At 58.1% G+C, this 15,088-nt stretch carries 23 protein-coding genes; 17 read left to right on the top strand and 6 right to left on the bottom strand.

Translation table 11 applies throughout. The features are described 5' to 3' along the window. Together LYZ69_08430 and LYZ69_08425 are read left to right on the top strand one after the other, a co-directional pair. On the top strand, nucleotides 1-332 hold a 332-nt coding region (locus LYZ69_08430; GenBank protein MDV3278474.1), incomplete at its 5' end, for a hypothetical protein. After that, a complete protein-coding gene (locus LYZ69_08425) occupies nucleotides 332-2,365 on the top strand; it encodes a thiamine pyrophosphate-dependent enzyme (GenBank protein ID MDV3278473.1) in 2,034 nt (677 codons plus the stop codon). The genes LYZ69_08430 and LYZ69_08425, both read left to right, overlap by 1 nt. A 3-nt stretch (nucleotides 2,366-2,368) precedes the next feature. Here LYZ69_08425 and LYZ69_08420 read toward each other — a convergent pair whose 3' ends face one another. Next, the gene (locus LYZ69_08420) at nucleotides 2,369-2,848 is read right to left on the bottom strand and encodes an NUDIX domain-containing protein (protein ID MDV3278472.1); all 480 of its coding nucleotides are present in this window, start codon (nucleotides 2,846-2,848) and stop codon (nucleotides 2,369-2,371) included. Nucleotides 2,849-2,970: 122 nt separating this feature from the next. Between LYZ69_08420 and LYZ69_08415 the strand changes: the two genes are divergently transcribed. Then, the gene (locus tag LYZ69_08415) at nucleotides 2,971-4,560 is read left to right on the top strand and encodes an oligosaccharide flippase family protein (protein MDV3278471.1); all 1,590 of its coding nucleotides are present in this window, start codon (nucleotides 2,971-2,973) and stop codon (nucleotides 4,558-4,560) included. Nucleotides 4,561-4,662: 102 nt separating this feature from the next. Next, nucleotides 4,663-5,610, top strand: coding sequence for a GDP-mannose 4,6-dehydratase (locus LYZ69_08410; GenBank protein ID MDV3278470.1), 948 nt, complete (start codon nucleotides 4,663-4,665; stop codon nucleotides 5,608-5,610). Here LYZ69_08410 and LYZ69_08405 read toward each other — a convergent pair. Then, nucleotides 5,596-6,642, bottom strand: coding sequence for a glycosyltransferase family 4 protein (locus LYZ69_08405; protein ID MDV3278469.1), 1,047 nt, complete (start codon nucleotides 6,640-6,642; stop codon nucleotides 5,596-5,598). The two genes, LYZ69_08410 and LYZ69_08405, sit on opposite strands and share 15 nt — an antisense overlap. A 127-nt stretch (nucleotides 6,643-6,769) precedes the next feature. Between LYZ69_08405 and LYZ69_08400 the strand changes: the two genes are divergently transcribed. The 7 genes from LYZ69_08400 to LYZ69_08370 all read left to right on the top strand — a co-directional run bounded on the left by LYZ69_08400 (nucleotide 6,770) and on the right by LYZ69_08370 (nucleotide 10,021). Next, a complete protein-coding gene (locus LYZ69_08400; GenBank protein ID MDV3278468.1) occupies nucleotides 6,770-7,642 on the top strand; it encodes an NTP transferase domain-containing protein in 873 nt (290 codons plus the stop codon). A gap of 126 nt (nucleotides 7,643-7,768) precedes the next feature. After that, the gene (locus tag LYZ69_08395) at nucleotides 7,769-8,197 is read left to right on the top strand and encodes a hypothetical protein (protein ID MDV3278467.1); all 429 of its coding nucleotides are present in this window, start codon (nucleotides 7,769-7,771) and stop codon (nucleotides 8,195-8,197) included. Nucleotides 8,198-8,222: 25 nt separating this feature from the next. Next, nucleotides 8,223-8,462, top strand: a complete 240-nt coding sequence (locus LYZ69_08390) for a hypothetical protein (GenBank protein MDV3278466.1) — start codon at nucleotides 8,223-8,225, stop codon at nucleotides 8,460-8,462. Further along, nucleotides 8,441-8,854 (top strand): type II toxin-antitoxin system VapC family toxin, encoded by a 414-nt coding sequence (locus LYZ69_08385; protein ID MDV3278465.1) that lies wholly within the window; start codon nucleotides 8,441-8,443, stop codon nucleotides 8,852-8,854. Before LYZ69_08390 ends, LYZ69_08385 begins: the two co-directional genes overlap by 22 nt. A gap of 131 nt (nucleotides 8,855-8,985) precedes the next feature. After that, the gene (locus LYZ69_08380; GenBank protein ID MDV3278464.1) at nucleotides 8,986-9,333 is read left to right on the top strand and encodes a hypothetical protein; all 348 of its coding nucleotides are present in this window, start codon (nucleotides 8,986-8,988) and stop codon (nucleotides 9,331-9,333) included. A 26-nt stretch (nucleotides 9,334-9,359) separates the two neighbouring features. After that, entirely contained in the window at nucleotides 9,360-9,617 is a 258-nt protein-coding gene (locus LYZ69_08375) for a hypothetical protein (GenBank protein MDV3278463.1), read from the top strand. Then, the gene (locus tag LYZ69_08370) at nucleotides 9,614-10,021 is read left to right on the top strand and encodes a PIN domain-containing protein (protein ID MDV3278462.1); all 408 of its coding nucleotides are present in this window, start codon (nucleotides 9,614-9,616) and stop codon (nucleotides 10,019-10,021) included. Before LYZ69_08375 ends, LYZ69_08370 begins: the two co-directional genes overlap by 4 nt. A 366-nt stretch (nucleotides 10,022-10,387) precedes the next feature. On the opposite strand, the gene LYZ69_08365 is transcribed toward LYZ69_08370, so the two are convergent. The 4 genes from LYZ69_08365 to LYZ69_08350 all read right to left on the bottom strand — a co-directional run bounded on the left by LYZ69_08365 (nucleotide 10,388) and on the right by LYZ69_08350 (nucleotide 12,068). Further along, nucleotides 10,388-10,825, bottom strand: a complete 438-nt coding sequence (locus LYZ69_08365) for a type II toxin-antitoxin system VapC family toxin (GenBank protein ID MDV3278461.1) — start codon at nucleotides 10,823-10,825, stop codon at nucleotides 10,388-10,390. Next, nucleotides 10,786-11,064, bottom strand: a complete 279-nt coding sequence (locus tag LYZ69_08360) for a hypothetical protein (GenBank protein MDV3278460.1) — start codon at nucleotides 11,062-11,064, stop codon at nucleotides 10,786-10,788. Before LYZ69_08360 ends, LYZ69_08365 begins: the two co-directional genes overlap by 40 nt. An 85-nt stretch (nucleotides 11,065-11,149) precedes the next feature. After that, nucleotides 11,150-11,695 carry a nucleotidyltransferase gene (locus tag LYZ69_08355; protein MDV3278459.1) on the bottom strand — a complete coding sequence of 182 codons (546 nt, stop codon included), beginning with the start codon at nucleotides 11,693-11,695 and terminating at the stop codon, nucleotides 11,150-11,152. Further along, a complete protein-coding gene (locus LYZ69_08350) occupies nucleotides 11,664-12,068 on the bottom strand; it encodes a hypothetical protein (GenBank protein ID MDV3278458.1) in 405 nt (134 codons plus the stop codon). Before LYZ69_08350 ends, LYZ69_08355 begins: the two co-directional genes overlap by 32 nt. A 120-nt stretch (nucleotides 12,069-12,188) precedes the next feature. On the opposite strand from LYZ69_08350, the gene LYZ69_08345 reads away from it, so the two are divergent. The 6 genes from LYZ69_08345 to LYZ69_08320 all read left to right on the top strand — a co-directional run bounded on the left by LYZ69_08345 (nucleotide 12,189) and on the right by LYZ69_08320 (nucleotide 15,010). Then, nucleotides 12,189-12,611: a hypothetical protein gene (locus tag LYZ69_08345; GenBank protein ID MDV3278457.1), complete on the top strand. Its 423-nt coding sequence runs from the start codon at nucleotides 12,189-12,191 to the stop codon at nucleotides 12,609-12,611. Between the two features lie 2 nt (nucleotides 12,612-12,613). Further along, nucleotides 12,614-12,850 carry an AbrB/MazE/SpoVT family DNA-binding domain-containing protein gene (locus LYZ69_08340; GenBank protein MDV3278456.1) on the top strand — a complete coding sequence of 79 codons (237 nt, stop codon included), beginning with the start codon at nucleotides 12,614-12,616 and terminating at the stop codon, nucleotides 12,848-12,850. After that, the gene (locus tag LYZ69_08335; GenBank protein ID MDV3278455.1) at nucleotides 12,847-13,263 is read left to right on the top strand and encodes a PIN domain-containing protein; all 417 of its coding nucleotides are present in this window, start codon (nucleotides 12,847-12,849) and stop codon (nucleotides 13,261-13,263) included. The genes LYZ69_08340 and LYZ69_08335 overlap by 4 nt, the downstream gene beginning before the upstream one ends. 28 nt (nucleotides 13,264-13,291) lie before the next feature. Further along, nucleotides 13,292-14,197 (top strand): homoserine kinase, encoded by a 906-nt coding sequence (locus tag LYZ69_08330; GenBank protein MDV3278454.1) that lies wholly within the window; start codon nucleotides 13,292-13,294, stop codon nucleotides 14,195-14,197. A gap of 218 nt (nucleotides 14,198-14,415) precedes the next feature. Beyond that, entirely contained in the window at nucleotides 14,416-14,613 is a 198-nt protein-coding gene (locus tag LYZ69_08325) for a hypothetical protein (GenBank protein MDV3278453.1), read from the top strand. After that, nucleotides 14,603-15,010 (top strand): PIN domain-containing protein, encoded by a 408-nt coding sequence (locus LYZ69_08320; GenBank protein ID MDV3278452.1) that lies wholly within the window; start codon nucleotides 14,603-14,605, stop codon nucleotides 15,008-15,010. Before LYZ69_08325 ends, LYZ69_08320 begins: the two co-directional genes overlap by 11 nt. Nucleotides 15,011-15,088 lie beyond the last annotated feature (78 nt).

The raw sequence follows: 15,088 nt of genomic DNA, 5'->3' as shown, positions 1-15,088 counted from the left end.
CACTAAGGCAGGTCGAGGCTGTGGTTGACAGGCTGAACCCCGACTGCGACTTGATCGACCCAAGAACGCTTTATCCGCTTGACGTCGACACGATATGCAATTCAGTCTCGAAGACAGGCGCCCTTCTCGTTGTCGAACCGGACACAACATTTGCGGGAACTGGTGCGGAGCTGACGGCCAGCGTGGTTGAGCGCGAATTCTCATCTCTCAAGAAGCCTGTTAGAAGGCTGGGAGCCCCGCGCTCTGTCATTCCGGCGAGCCAAGACCTGCACAAGTACATGCTGCCCACCGACGAGGAAATCGCTGGGGCGATTAAGGAGCTGGCAATCTGATGGAAGAGCGCGCCCTCTACGAGAAGATGCTTACGATCAGGTTGTTCGAGGATGAGATGCAGAAACTGTGCCTCTCGGGCGAGGCGGGAGACCTGCACTTCAACAAGGGTCAGGAGGCCATCTCCGTCGGCGCCTGCGAGGCCCTGAGGTGGACAGACTACACGGTGACGCATCACCGGACGATAGCCCATTCCATAGCGAGGGGAGTCCCTCTCGGCCCGCTCGTCGCCGAGCTTCTGGGGAAGGCCACGGGTTTCAACAAGGGCATGGCTGGCGAGATGCACGTAAGGTACCCCGCCCTGCGGTACATGTTCAGCTTCCAGCTCGTGGGCACGTGCGTGCCGGTCGCGACAGGGCTTGCTTGGGCAGTCAAGAACTACCGGAAGGAGGACAACATAGTGGCGGTATTCTTCGGCGACGCAGCGACTGGAAACGGACAAACGCACGAAGGCCTGAACATAGCCAGCGTCAGGAAGGTGCCCTTGCTCCTCATCTGCGAGAACAACGGGCTCGCGGGCAACGTCAGGAAAGAATACTACCTTCCCACCGATACTGTCTCGGAGAGGGCCGCTGCGTACGGCATCCAGGCCTCGAAGCTTGACGGGAATCACCTCCCTGACGTCATCGAGTCTGTCAGGAAGGGAGCGAAATACGTGAGGGAGAAGTCGGCGCCGTACCTCCTCGAGATGGATACTACGAGGCTTTGCGTGAAGGGGGACACCTTGATCTTGGGAGACAACAAGCCAATTTCATCCATCCAAGTGGGAGACTACGCCGCCGGATTGCACGGTCTAGGGAGGGTGGTGAAGACATTTGCTCGTCCGTACCGGGGAGAGCTGGTGGCAGTCAAAGCACGGGGCCTATTACCATTCGAAGTGACACCGGAACACCCGGTACTCACGTGCAGGTCGGTAACAAGCAGGAAAATTGGCTCGAACCACAAGTTGGTCGGTTTCGGTTCCTTCGAATGGAAGAGACCCATGAGCTTGGTTCCGAAGAAGATGCAAAAAGACGGTGACTACCTGGTTCTGCCCAGAGTAGCTGGAACCATAGAGGTCAGCGAGTTGGACTTGTCCTCATGGGCCGCCCCCCGCGGCTTGAATGTCATGAAGACCAAGGGATATCCTGTCAAACTCATCCTTACGCCGAAGCTAGCGTGGTTCTTGGGGCTGTACGTCGCAGAGGGAAGCTCGGCTGGATCGGCTGGTTTCTCCCTTTCTTTGAACAGAAACGAGACAGAGATAGTTAGCGAAGTGCAAGAGATAGCCAGAACTGAGCTGCGTCGCTCGACAACTCTCACAAGATCTTCGTCGGCCATTCAAGTGCGCGTCAACTCTCCCGTAATTTCCAGAGCGCTTGCTGCATGGTGTGGGAAGGGAGCTCTGAACAAGCAGATCCCTGACTTCATCTTGTACAACAAGAACCTCGACTTGACCAAGTCCTTCATCGATGGTTACGCTGCGGGCGATGGGCACCAAACACGGAATGGATACACGGAGACAACGACGATCTCCTGCCTCTTGGCACTTCAAATGCAGCTTCTACTGGCGAGACTCGGCTACATGGGGCACATCTACACGATGGAACCCTCTGAAAAGAGTCAGGTACAAGGCCGGAAGGTGAACATGAAATTGGGGTATCGAGTCAGGTGGAGGACGACACCCACGAAGAGCAAAAGACAGGCAAATCAACATGTATTCGCGGAATACATACTTACTCCAGTAACTGCGATCTCCACCAAGTCGTACGCTGGAACGGTCCACAACATCGAGACTGCAGACAACACCTACACGGTGTCTAACGCCGTGGTTCATAACTGCTGGCACAAACAAGGACAACCTGACGCAAGAAGTAAGGAGGAGATTGCCGAGCAGGCAAAGCGGGACCCTCTACTCTACGAGGAAAGACGTCTCTCGATCAAACAGGAGGAGAAGGACAAGCTGGCGACTAGAATCAATGAAGAGATTCAAAACGCGATATCGGCTGCGAGGAAAGCGCCCTTCCCGCAGTATCCCCTCGCCCACCAGCCGTGAATGCTAGCCGGGCCCCACACCTCCCTTCGAGAGTATCGACCTGTACTCGTCCTTCAAAGTCTTTGGGAGTCTGGCAGGTTCAAACCAACGGACTGACGAGCTTGTCTCGTCCGCAGAAGCAGCCCCTCCGCTCCTGTTGATGGCAAAGACAATTGTGACACCGTGCTCCTTTGAGGTTACGATTTCTCCCACGCCCTTGAAAGCGAACTCCTGTGGACTGGCTCCGATTCCAGCCTCCCGGGCAAGAACCCTGCTGGCAGCTTCGCGTATCGTCTCGTTCCTGTAGACCCTGCCGCCCGGGGTGGCCCAGGCGCCCTTCCAGTTCAGGTTGTTGCTGCTGCGCTTGACGAGCAGTACCCTAGACTCGCGGTCTGTAACGACGAGGTCGACTGTGACAACCGGAAAGTGCCTGAGGTGGGCTCTGTAGAACCCGTCTGGAAGCTTCTTGTCCTGCTCCTTCACCCGAAGTCTTCTCAGAGTCATTTCGTCGGGGCGGCCTGCGTCTGCGGGTATTTCAAACCTATTCGCAATCCATGCCCCGACAGCTCGGGCTTGCGCGGATAGCGATAAATGAACGAACTGGGTGGCCCGTGGTCAAGGACCCGTTGTCCCACATAGAGATTGCAAAACAGTCCGCGCGAGGAACACTGCTCCTCTTCATCGGGAACGTGCTCTCTACGGCAATCGCAGCAGCGGGGGCCATAGTCATAGCGAGGCTGCTTGGGCCGGGTCCGTATGGCATATACACGCTGGCACTCGTCGTACCCTCGATATTCTACAGCTTCGCTGGAATCGGCGTCAACCTTGCAGTGACCAGGTACGCAGCCTACCATATTTCTAAGGGTGAGCCAGACAAGGCGAGGAGTACAACAAGGAACGCGATTGCCTTCCTCATTCTCATGGGAGCCATCCTCACAGTTGTCGTCTACTTTGGCGGCGACTTCATGGCTAACCTCCTGCTCCACCGGTCAGGCCTAGGACCGTACGTCCAGCTTGCTTCACTTGTCATTCTGGGACAAACGCTCCTCCAAGGATGCGCCTCTGCTTTCATCGGGTGGAATTCATCCGGGCTGGCTAGCGTCTCCTCCGTCCTCCAGGCCAGCTTCAAGCTGATTATCGCGTCCGCCCTCATACTCGCAGGGTTCGGGGTCTATGGTGCGCTGTCGGGGCACGTCGTCAGCTTCCTCGGCGCGGGGATGTTCGCTTTAGTCCTACTCTACGTCACGAAGCTGAGGGGAAGGGCACGCGACCCGGCTGGGTTCATAGGAGAAATCAGGGAGATGGTGAAGTATGGGGCACCGCCCTACGTGGGAGGCGTCGTTTCTGGGCTGGCGGGCCAGTACGTCACCGTTATCCTCGCCATCATCAGCGCGAACGAGGTCGTAGGATATTATCAGGCTGCCCTCAACGTCACTGCTGCGATAACCGTTGTGTCGGTCGCCATCTCGAGTTCCCTGTTCGCCAGCTTCTCCAGCCTTGAGGGTGTGAAGGCCGACACGAGCCTTGCCTTCAATTACGCGGTCAAGTATGTCTCGTTCGTGAGCGTGCCGATAGTCATGTTCCTAATCGCCGGAGCGGGAGTCCTAGTCCAAGTGCTCTACGGCTTCAACTACGTTGCAGGAATCCCGTACCTTCAGCTGCTGGCCCTCTCGAGCTTGCCGATAGGGATTGGTTACGCAGTGACTCCCAACTTCTTCAATGGGATTGGGAGGACGAAGCTGACGATGATATTCTTGGTATCGGGGGCTCTCGTACTCGCCATCCTCGCACCTCTCCTCGGGTCGACCTTTGCTCTGGGAGTGCCAGGGCTGATATACGCTCAGATAATCTCGAACTCGTCATCCGCATTGATTGGACTCTACTTGGCAAGTAGGTACTTGAAGGCGAAGATGGACCTGCGGTCTTCCAGTCTGATCCTGCTCGCTTCGCTCGCGGCTCTCGCAGCGACGAGATTGATTCCTGTCGCCGCTGTACCGGGCCTTGTCGCGCTCGGTGCCTATCTCCTCGTGTTCGTCGCTGTGTACCTCACTGCCGTCCCGCTTTTCAGGGGTCTGGGGCACGACGACATTGACAGGCTCATGATCGCCACAGAGGGGCTAGGCGCTTTGCACAGGATCGTGTATCCAGTCCTCGCCTACGAGCGACGAATCCTCTTGAAGACCGGAAGCAAATACCCGACACGGCAGGAGCCATAGACGTCATATTCCGAAACCTCCGTTTCTGGGAAAGAAGGGCGGCGGCCGTAGCCTCCTCAACGTGAAGGATATAAAGCGACGATTCAATGGGCGCTTTCGTCGTTGCGAATCCTGATTACAGGCGCCAGCGGCTTCATCGGGTCCCACCTCTGGCCTAAGCTTGTCGACCTCGACCACGAGGTGTTCGCTCTTGAGAGGTACGTCACCGGGCGGTACGTGCTCGGAAACGAGACGGGTCTCGGGAAGGTGTTCGCAGACCTCAACGACCCTGCGGCGATAAGGAGGACTGTCAGGGAGGTGCAACCGGAGGCGATCATCCACCTTGCATCCATAAGCCCTGTTTCCTACAGCTACGACCATCCTCTTGAAGTCCTCGAGACAAACTTCACGGCCACGGTCAACTTGGCCGAAGCGGCCATGAGGGAAGTACACCACTTCAAACAGTTCCTATTCGCGTCGACCTCTGAGACGTACGGCAACGGCCCCAACCCAAAGAGTGAAAACGCGCCTCAAGTGCCGAACAGCCCGTACTCGGTCAGCAAGGTTGCAAGCGAGGACTACCTCCGCTACATGTGGGATGCATACAAGTTCCCGGTCACGCTTCTGAGGCCGTTCAACACCTATGGAAGGACTGAGAACACGCACTTCGTGGTCGAGCGCACAATCTATCAGATGCTGACGAGCAAACGTGTGCAGCTGGGGGACCCAAAGCCAGTGAGGGATCTCCTCTACGTCGACGACCACGTAAACGCATACATCACGTGTCTCGGTAACGCCAAGGCGATTGGAGAGACGTTCAACTTCTGCACCGGCAGAGGCGTCACCATCAAGGAACTCGCGCGGATGACGGCAAGAGTGTGCAGATTCAGAGGCGAGATCAGGTGGCGCCAGATTCCGAGCCGCCCCCTTGACATAATGGAACTCGTGGGAGACAACTCGAAGGCCCGAAGGATGCTCGGATGGAAGCCCAAGTGCACGCTTGAGGAAGGGCTCAGGCTTACTGCCGATGCCTGGCGCGAAGTCATCGCGTCCCGCTCAAGAGCGGCTTAGCTCTTCGTAGAGCTTCCGCATCTCTGCGGCAATGTTGGCCCAGGAGTAAGCTTCAGCAGATTTCCTGCCAGCCGTACCGAGTTTCTGAATCAGCGCAGCGTCCTGCAGAAGGGTCGCCAGCTTGCCGGTGAGGTCGTCGACCGAGCTGTATATCAAGCCGTTCTCAGAATCGCGGACAAGCTCGCGGTGTGCCCCGATATCGGAGGCAACTACAGCGCACCCCGCGGACATCGCCTGCAGAAGGGAGAGGCCGAAGCCCTCCGAGTGACTCGAGGTCAGGAAGACCGGGGACGTGGCGTAACACTCTCTGAGCTGCTCGTCGGTAACGCTGCCGGCGAACCTAACCTTGATACCCAGGGAAGAAGCCAGGCGTTCCAAAGCCGTGCGCTCAGGCCCACGCCCAACCATCACGCATTCGAAGCTCTCCTTCAGCCCCGCCAATGCTCTGAAGGCCTCAGGGATGTTCTTCCGTCGGTCGAGCCTGGAGACAAGCAGTATCCGCGGGGGGCTCATCACCTTTTGACCGGGTGAGAACTCTGCTAGGTCGACCCCGCCCGGGATAACGCGGATGAATTTCGGGTCAACTGCAAAACGAGAGAGTATCTTCTCCCGTGCGGCCTCACTCAGGGCAACAAAGCACTTGCAACGCCCGAAGACGCGTCTCTCAAGCATATACGCTGGGCCGGCCCGGAGCTTGACGGAGAACTTGTAGTACGGCCACTCGGTCGCAGCAGGTTCTGCTACAGTGACTGCGAGATGCGGATGTCCCACGAAGGCGGCGTACGGCGGGCTCATGACGTGAACCACGTCGAACTCAGACAGGTTTCTCGACAACGGGATGGTGAGAGTCCGAAAGTCGGAGCCTCCAACGAGCACTTCGACATCGACGCCTTGGGCTCTCAGCTGCCGGAGCAGCCCGAATGCGTAAGTGGAGAGGCCTCCGCGTGTGGGTGGAAAATCTCGGGCGACTATCGCTACTCGCAAGAGAGACTTGCCGACCATGCCCAGCGCTTTATTACCTTTCGACCTCATCGTCTCCTGATACTCACGCGTGTAGGGCGCACACTAATCGGATCCGCGTCTTACGATGCTCTCCCCGTGAATGTTCATAAAGGCCGAGAGAACGCGACGCAGTCTGCCGAAGGTCAGGTGAAGTCGGTTGTCCAAGTCTACTTGCAAAGTCATAATCCCAGCCGCTGGTCTCGGAAGCAGACTACTCTCCGCCACCAAGGAGCAACCCAAAGAGATGCTGCCGGTGTTCGCGAGAGGCGCTGCAGGCGAATTGGCGATGAAGCCAATGGTCCAGCTCATCTTCGAGCAGCTGCACAATTTCGGGCTCAGGGATTTCTGCTTCGTGGTGGGGAGGGGCAAAAGGGCGATTGAGGACCACTTCACTCCCGATGACGGATTCCTAGGGCTCTTGAAATCGAGGGGAAAGAAGACACAGGCTCTCCAACTGTCCGAGTTCTATCGGAGGATTCACAGCTCCAGCATAGCGTGGTTGAACCAATCGGCCCCGCTCGGGTTCGGGCATGCCGTGCTCACTGCAGCCGCCGTATCTGGCAAGGCAGACGTGATGGTGCATGCCGGCGACACTTTGATAGTCTCCCCTCGAGAATCGCATCTCCGCAGGATGCTCAAGGCGAAAACGCAAACGGGAGCCAGCGCTGTGCTGCTCCTGAAGGAAGTCGAAGACCCGCGTCAGTACGGAGTGGCGGAAACCGAAAGGAAGGACGGCGCGCTCCTCGTGAACAGCGTTGTCGAGAAGCCCAAGAAGCCTTCTGGAAGGCAGGGCCTCATGCCGATTTACCTCTTCAACCACACTGTGTTCGGAGAGCTTCGATCTGTCAAGCCTGGAGAGGGCGGAGAAATCCAGCTCACCGACGCCATCCAGCGCCTCATCGACCGTGGCCACGATGTGTGGGCAGTGAGGGTCGAAAGGAACGAACAATGGCTTGACGTCGGAACGCCGGAGTCCTACTGGGAAGCTCTGAGGAAGACCCACGAGTCGCCTTCGAATGTCGGCAGGTAGGCACCGCTGAGGTGGTCTTCAAGGCCGCCTGGGACGCCTAGCTCCTGTGAAGAAGAGTCAAAGGATTGCGATGGCGTCGGCCGAGGGAACTCGACCTTGAGAACTGGGGCGAGAAGTCGAGTAGTCGTGGAGGCCCCTGCGTCGTCTGCGAACCTCGGTTCGGGTTTTGACGTCTTCGCCATCGCGCTGAAGCAGCCGAAGGACAGGCTGACGCTGGAGAGTGCACCTGGAGGCGTCTCGATAACGGTAAGAAGAATCGGCGGATTGCCAGGGTCTCCTGAGGAGAATGTGGTCGGGGCCGTGGCGAAGGCGGTTATGGCAGACAATGGTGTCAAAGGCGGAATCTCGATGCTCCTCCGCAAGGGGGTGCCCGTCAGAGCAGGCCTCGGGAGCAGCGCAGCTTCGTCAGTTGCAGCGGCCGTAGGCACCAGCGTCCTAATTCGGTCTGAATCATCAGGTACGCTGGGATCGGCGAGCGGCTCGCCTCGGGCAAGGCTCACTACGACAACGTCACAGCGTCGCAAGCTAGTGGCTCCCGGCGGCCGAGCCGCTTAAATAGTTGCAAAGTGACTTTGTGACCATGGCTACGGTCAAGGTGAGCAAGAAAACCTACAGAGAGCTAAACGAGATTGCCGGGAAGTTGAGAGCACGCCTGCGAAGACCTGTCTCAGTCGACGAGGCGATAGAGTTCGCGATGAAGCAGAACAGGCTGAAACCCAGCGATTTCGCGGGAAGTCTCTCGTTGACGAATGAGGAGGAAGCGCAGATCTCGAAGAGCCTTGAGGAGTTCTGGTCCAGATGGAAGTTCCCAAGAAAGTAGTGCTGGATACGACCGTCATGATACGGCATCTGAGGGGAAAAGAGCCTCGGTTGATGAGCGAGCTAGAGAGTAGAGCAGAGCCTGCCACCACAATCATCAACGTCTTCGAGCTATACCACGGCGCTCACAAATCGAGGGAAGTCAGGAGGAACCTTTCCGCGGTAAAAGGTTTCCTCTCCACGCTCGAAGTCCTCACGATGGACGATGCCTCTGCGGAAAGGTCGGGGGAGGTGCTAGCCAAGCTCGAGCGTGAGGGAAGGGCGATTGACCCGAGGGACCTCTTCATAGGATGCGTCGCGATCGAGAACGGCTACGCGATTGTGACTGACAACCGGGAACACTTCGAGAGGATCCCGGAGCTTCTGGTACTTGCCCCCTCGGAGTTCGGGTAGGTTCGCATCCAACCGTATACTTTGTGTTATCCATTGACTCGACCGACGCAACTCACACATCAATGGACGCGGAGGGCGAACGCGGCTGTGAGGGCGGTCCACGCACTCGCGGTCGCAGGGAGCAGAGCTAGATGAAGCGGCGGGTCGTAGTCGAGGCGCCGGCGTCGTCTGCGAACCTCGGGTCGGGCTTTGACGTCTTCGCTGTCGCGCTGAGACAGCCCAAGGACGGGCTGACGCTGAAGCGCGCACCCAACGGCTTCTCGATAACAGTGAGAGGGGTCGGCGGAGTGTCCGAGGCTCCAGAGAAGAACGTTGCCGGGGCCGTGGCGAGGGCGGTCATGGCAGACTGGGGGGGTCAAGGCCGGAGTCTCGATGCTCCTCCGCAAGGGGGTGCCCGTCGGAGCAGGCCTCGGGAGCAGCGCGGCGTTGTCAGTCGCAGCCTGTCGGCACGACCACCAGAGCGTGAAATATATGCTTAAATATCTCGTATTACATGTATTACCATATGGCCAAGGAAGTCTTGACGGTCAGAGACGTTGATGAAGAGATGTGGAGGAAATTCAGAGCCAAGACAGAGGAGGAAGGCCTGAAAACCGGGCAGGCCCTGAACGAAGCTCTCGACATCTGGATTAAGGAGAAGGAAAGAAAGAGGGAGCGTCCCGACCCGCGCAATTTCCTCAAAGTAGAGGGCATCATAAGAGCTGAAAAGCGCGTCAAGTGGAGTGAAGAGATAGACAGGGTCCTCTACGGCGAAGAAAAATGATCTTCCTCGATTCGAGCTTTCTGGTCGCTTTCGGGGTCGATGGCGACGCTAACCACTCCAGGTCAGTGGAAGTGATGCGCGACATCGTCAATTCAGCTTATGGTCCCCCGGTGATTTCAGATTATGTCTTCGACGAGACCACAACGGTGACCTTCCTGAGAACCAAGGAACTCAAGAAGGCAAGGGTGGTTGGCGACGCCATGCTGAAAGCTTTCCGCATGTTGAAGGTTGATGATGAAGTATTCCGAAGGGCATGGCAGGAGTTCAGAAGTCAGAAGGGAACAAGATACAGCTTCACGGATTCCACCACAGTCGAGCTGATGCGGCAGAACAACATCAGGAACATAGCGACATTTGATAGGGAGTTCCGAGGTTACAGGGAGTTGGTCGTTGTAGGAGAGTAGCAAGTCAGTCCACAACACTACAGAAAGGGAAGCAAAAGTCGCCCCCTACTACACGACAGGACTCTGGTACGACATCGGGACGATAACCAACTACGAGAAGCTCAACTCAGAACTCAGAGACGGCACGCTGTCCTTCATGGGAAGTCAGGAAGCGTCACGTTCATGATACCGTCAAAGGTGTCGCAATCAAGATGCTTGGCCGCAAAGTAGAGTTGGACCACATGCGCTCGGATTGACGCCAGGGATTGCCATGAGTCAAAGGATTGCGATGGCGTCGGCCGAGGGAACTCGACCTTGAGAACTGGGGCGCGAAGTCGAGTAGTCATAGAGCTCCGGTCCGAACCAGTCAGCTGAGGTGCCCCGCTTCTACCTGCCGCCCTCGCCGAATTCCGCGAGATGTTTCACAGAGTCGGTCGAGGCCTTCGCTACGACCTCGGCGTCGGCTGTGTACATCACTCCGTTCCTCGCGGCTGCGAGGGCGACGTAGGCTGCGTCGTAGACCGTTATGCCAAGCCTGTAGGCTGTTTCCACGGCCGAGCTCGCAAGGCCTCCTTCAAACCTGTGGATGGTGAGCTGAAGGTTCTCCAGCGCCTCGATGCTGGACTTCGCCTCGTCCGACCCGTACCGAGGGTTATACCTCAGGGCGTTCGCCACTTCGTATATCATTAGGGAGGGGGCTTCCAGCTCCACCTTGCCTTCGAGAAAGCTCTGTCGCAGCGCGAGCGCCTTGTCGCGGAGTGGTTCCTGGCTGAACCACTTTACCGCTACGCTCGCGTCGAGTATGAGAACCTCTTCCGCCGCCATTCTATCACCTCGTTGCTCCCTACCCAGCCAGACGCCCCGCCGAGCGTCGCAAGCCTGTCCATCTCCTGCGCCGCTAACTTCATCCTGTCGAAGTCCCTCTCCCGATTCTGCTTCGATTCTTCTTCCCGCACTGTGCTTTCCAAGGTGCGTCTCAATAACTCGCTCCAGTTGATATGCGCCAATCTTGCCATCCTCTCCTTGAGCCTCTTGCTGACCCTGAACGTGACTATATCGTCCATCCGTCGCTGTAATACAATGCTGCTTGATAAGTATTACGAAGGGCACCGAACAGAACAGACCTCGGTCGGGTCGACTCCAAACGTCCTACTGCGCTACCTCTATCGCCCTGAGGAGTGCCAGCACACCTGCCTTGCCTGCGCGTAGCACAAGATAGGTCCTATCGACGGAGTCGCCCAGACGGGCTAGGACGCCTTTCACATCCTTTTCATCCTGCACCCCTCTGTCAGGCCGGCTCAGCTTGCTGACAATGAAATCCTCCGGAGAAACCAGCCAGACGCCCACGGAGCCTATCTTGGTCCTCCTCCGCCTTCTCAGAGTCTCGGTATCCCATTCGATGCCGTCAGGGCTGAGCCAGAACTCGACCTCGAGCCCGGTCCTCTCATCCCTGAAGAGGTTCACAGGATTAGAGAAGGAAGCCACACCCGGCTCGAAGCCAGACTTCTTGGCCGCTTCTACGAATGAGTCGAACTTCTTGTTGCCATTGATTCTCACGGCCACATCGAGGTCGAGGGTGGTCCTTATGGGTCCGTAGGAGGGCAGCGCGAAGCCTCCTATCACCATGTACTCTATTCCCTCCTTCTCAAGGAAGGTAATAGTTCTAAGCAGAAGGTCCTCGAGGGTGCTCGGCAAGCGCGTTCAGCTCCAAGAAGAGTTTGTAAGGGGAGACACCTCTGGCCGCAAGCCGAGTAGCGTAAGTCGCATTAGCGACTGCCATTCGAAGGTCAGACCTTCGGCTCTTCAAAGTCTTCAGCCTCAAGGCCTCGTAAGCGTCCAGATACTCTATTCCCAGGGGAGTCGCCCTAATCAGCTTCTTCGGCCTCCCCGCCCTTCGCGTGCGGACCGTGTCGATGTCGAGGAGACCTTGCTCATGGACCTCAGCGACCATCCGGGTCAGCTTCGAGGGACCGACGTGAAGATCTCTTGCCGCGCGGGCAACCCCAGCCCTCGGCGTGGAGAACAGCCTGAGAAGGGCCGCAGTCGAGGCGAGATTATCTTCTGACATGGAAATTAATATGGCCTCACGTGTATTTAAGCATTGGCAACTGCGCCAGGAGGAGGCCCGCCCGTGGGAGACACCCAGCTCAACGCATAACTTGAATGGTCGTCTTTCCTCCTATCCATATTGGAATCTGAAGTGGTAGAAGTTGGCGCGGGAGCCCTCGGCGTGACAACGGCGTACTGGCTGAGCGAATTCTTCGAGTGCTCGGCCGCGCCCGTCGACAAGGACAACGCAGCGGCCCCGGCAAGCGCAGCTGGCTGTGAAGTCAAAGGATTAAGATGGCGTACGCCGAGGGAACTCGACCTTGGGAGCAGGCGTGAGAAGTCGCGCAGTCGTAGAGGCCCTGCGTCGTCTGCGAACCTCGGGTCGGGCTTTGACGTCTTCGAAGTCGCGCTGAGGCAGCTGAGGGACGGGCTGACGCTGGAGCATATGTCGAATTGTACTCTCGATCTCAGCGAGCCGAGTCGGACGAATGGCAGCTGGATTCTGTCTGCGCCGGAGTTTATAGTAGCAGAGTTTATTAGATACTATGAAGACTACTATTAACCATGCCCCGCACGAAAGTGACCAGAAACAGGCAGGTCACCATACCAGCCGAAATAGCTTCCAAGGCGCACATAAGTGAAGGCGATATACTCAATGTGGAAGTGGTGGACGAGCGTGTCATTTTTCAGAAGGCGAGGGACGAATTCCCCGTCATCAGGGCAAACAGGACAAACAGGAAATTGACTGACGATAAGATTGAGCGGCTGATAGCAGAAGCGGCAGCAGAGATATCAGGATGACCGCAGAGGCCGTGGTCGACACCAGCGTGCTCGTCGATGCCATGGTCGAGGGGGCACAGAAGCATTCGCAGGCGAGAGAGCAGCTAGCTGGCCTAGCAAAGATCACGATACCAAGCGTTGTGCTGTACGAATTGGTCTGGGTCCTCAGCAGGCTCGACGTGGGACCGGAGGCTGCCCTCAGCGCAATCGAGGCCTTAGTACGAAACACGAAGGTAGTCATCGCCACAGATGATGGTGGTGTCTCCGTGAAGGCCATGAGGCGGGTGGCGAACGAAAAGACGAAGCTCTCGAACTTCGACGACAAGGTCGTGCTCGAGACTGCTCTGAAGTCCGGGCTGACTCTCATCACATACGACAGGGAGCTTGACAGGGAATGGAGGAGGGCCGCCGGTGAGGCTCGACGTCGAGGGTGACTAGACGACGCGCCGCAACCGTGTGGTCGTGGAGGCACCCGCATCGTCGGCGAACCTAGGGCCCGGGTTCGACATCTTCGCTCTCAGCCTGAGGGAGCCGAGGGACAGGCTGACGTTGGAGCGAGCTCAGAGCGGAGTCTCCATATCAGTGAGGGGGTCAGGAGGGCTGCCCGAGACTCCGGATCAAAACGTGGCTGGGGCCGTGGCGAGAGCGGTCATGGCAGACCAAGGAATCAAAGACGGGGTTTCGATGCTGCTCACCAAGGGGGTACCTGTCGGAGCCGGCCTCGGAAGCAGCGCCGCTTCGTCAGTTGCAGCCGCTGCAGGCACCAGCGCCCTATTCGGTCTGGACCTCCAGCCGAGGGAGATCATCCGCTACGCAGGACTCGGCGAGCGGCTCGCGTCCGGCACGGCTCACTACGACAATGTCACTGCCTCCTATGCCGGGGGCTTCGTGATCGTTGGCAAGGAGTTCGACTACGTCAAGATGGAGCCGCCTCGGTCGCTTGCGCTTTGTCTCGTCACTCCAAACGTTGAGCTGCCGGAGAAGAAGACGAAGTACGCCCGCTCCCTCCTACCCAGAAGTGTCTCGCTGAAGACAATGGTGGACGTCACGAGGGCGGCGAGCCTCATGGTTCACGGATTCGCGACAGGAGACATCGGGGAGATCGGGAAGGCGATGGCCGTGAGCCCGGTCGACGAGGCGAGGGCGAAGATGATCCCAGGCTTCGAGCGCGTGAGGAAGGCCGGCCTTGCTCGCGGGGCCACCGGGGTCTGCATCAGCGGGGCTGGCCCGACCGTCCTCGCGGTCAGCGACAAGAGGAGGAGCCAAGGTGTCGTGAAGGGAATGGTCGGCGCGTTCAGGTCTGGGGGCATAGAGAGCAGTGGTTTCATTACGCGCGTGGGCGGCGGCTGCAGGGTGGCTGAGAGGTAGCATCTGGCTCGCGCCTTCGGGGCGATGTCTTTGAAATCGAGGCTCCAGGAAGGCAGGCCGAGCTGCCACGACCGCCCGTAGCCCCCTCCTGAGTATCTTCGATGGTGTCCAGAGGGCTCGACCCGCCTCCGAATGTACCGCATCCGGCCGGGAACGAGGGTATCCCTGCCACCTGAGACCGCGGTGCTTTTATAGCGCTATAACTATGACACTACGGAATGCCCACGACGATCCAGGTGAGCGACGAGACAAAGAAGCTCCTTGACTCGTTGAAGAAAGAGAGACGCCTCAGGAGCTATGATCAGGTCATAAGTGGGTTGGTGAGGCCTCTGTCTGGGATTCCGAAATCGATCTTCGGCGCCTGCAGGGGTTCCCGGCGCTTCGAACGGGAGAGCGAGAAGGAGCATGAGCTCTAGCTTCGTGATAGACACGTACGCATGGGTCGAGTATCTCTTGGGGTCGAGGGCGGGCGAGGCTGCGAAGCTGTACATCGAGAGCGGGGCGGCGTTCACGCCCTCCGTGGTGCTCGTCGAGTTGAAGAGGTGGTATCTTCGGGAGATTGAAGCCAGGCGGCGAAACGAGCGCGAGATGCACTCCCACCTGGCATTCGTCGAATCGAAGACCAGCGTCGTCCCACTCGATTCCGCCCTGGCTCTCAAGGCTGGCGAGACGGACTTCTTGATGAAGAAGAGGATTAAGGGCTGGCCTGTCGCGGATTCGATAATACTCGCCACAGCGAACGCCAAGGCCTCCAAGGTAGTCACGGGCGACCCGCACTTCAGGCCCCTCGACGAAGTCGTCTACATCGGCTGACGCGCCCGGAGGGGTTGGGGCCAAGAAGGCTAGGGAAGGAACCCTCCCGCTAGGGGGCGTGGTTGTTATCCCTTATGG

It is taken from the genome of Nitrososphaerales archaeon, from assembly GCA_032906765.1.
GTDB lineage: Archaea > Thermoproteota > Nitrososphaeria > Nitrososphaerales > Gagatemarchaeaceae > DASPPF01.
Note: the sequence above shows the minus strand (reverse complement) of the source record. Positions and strands in the feature narration are given on the sequence as shown.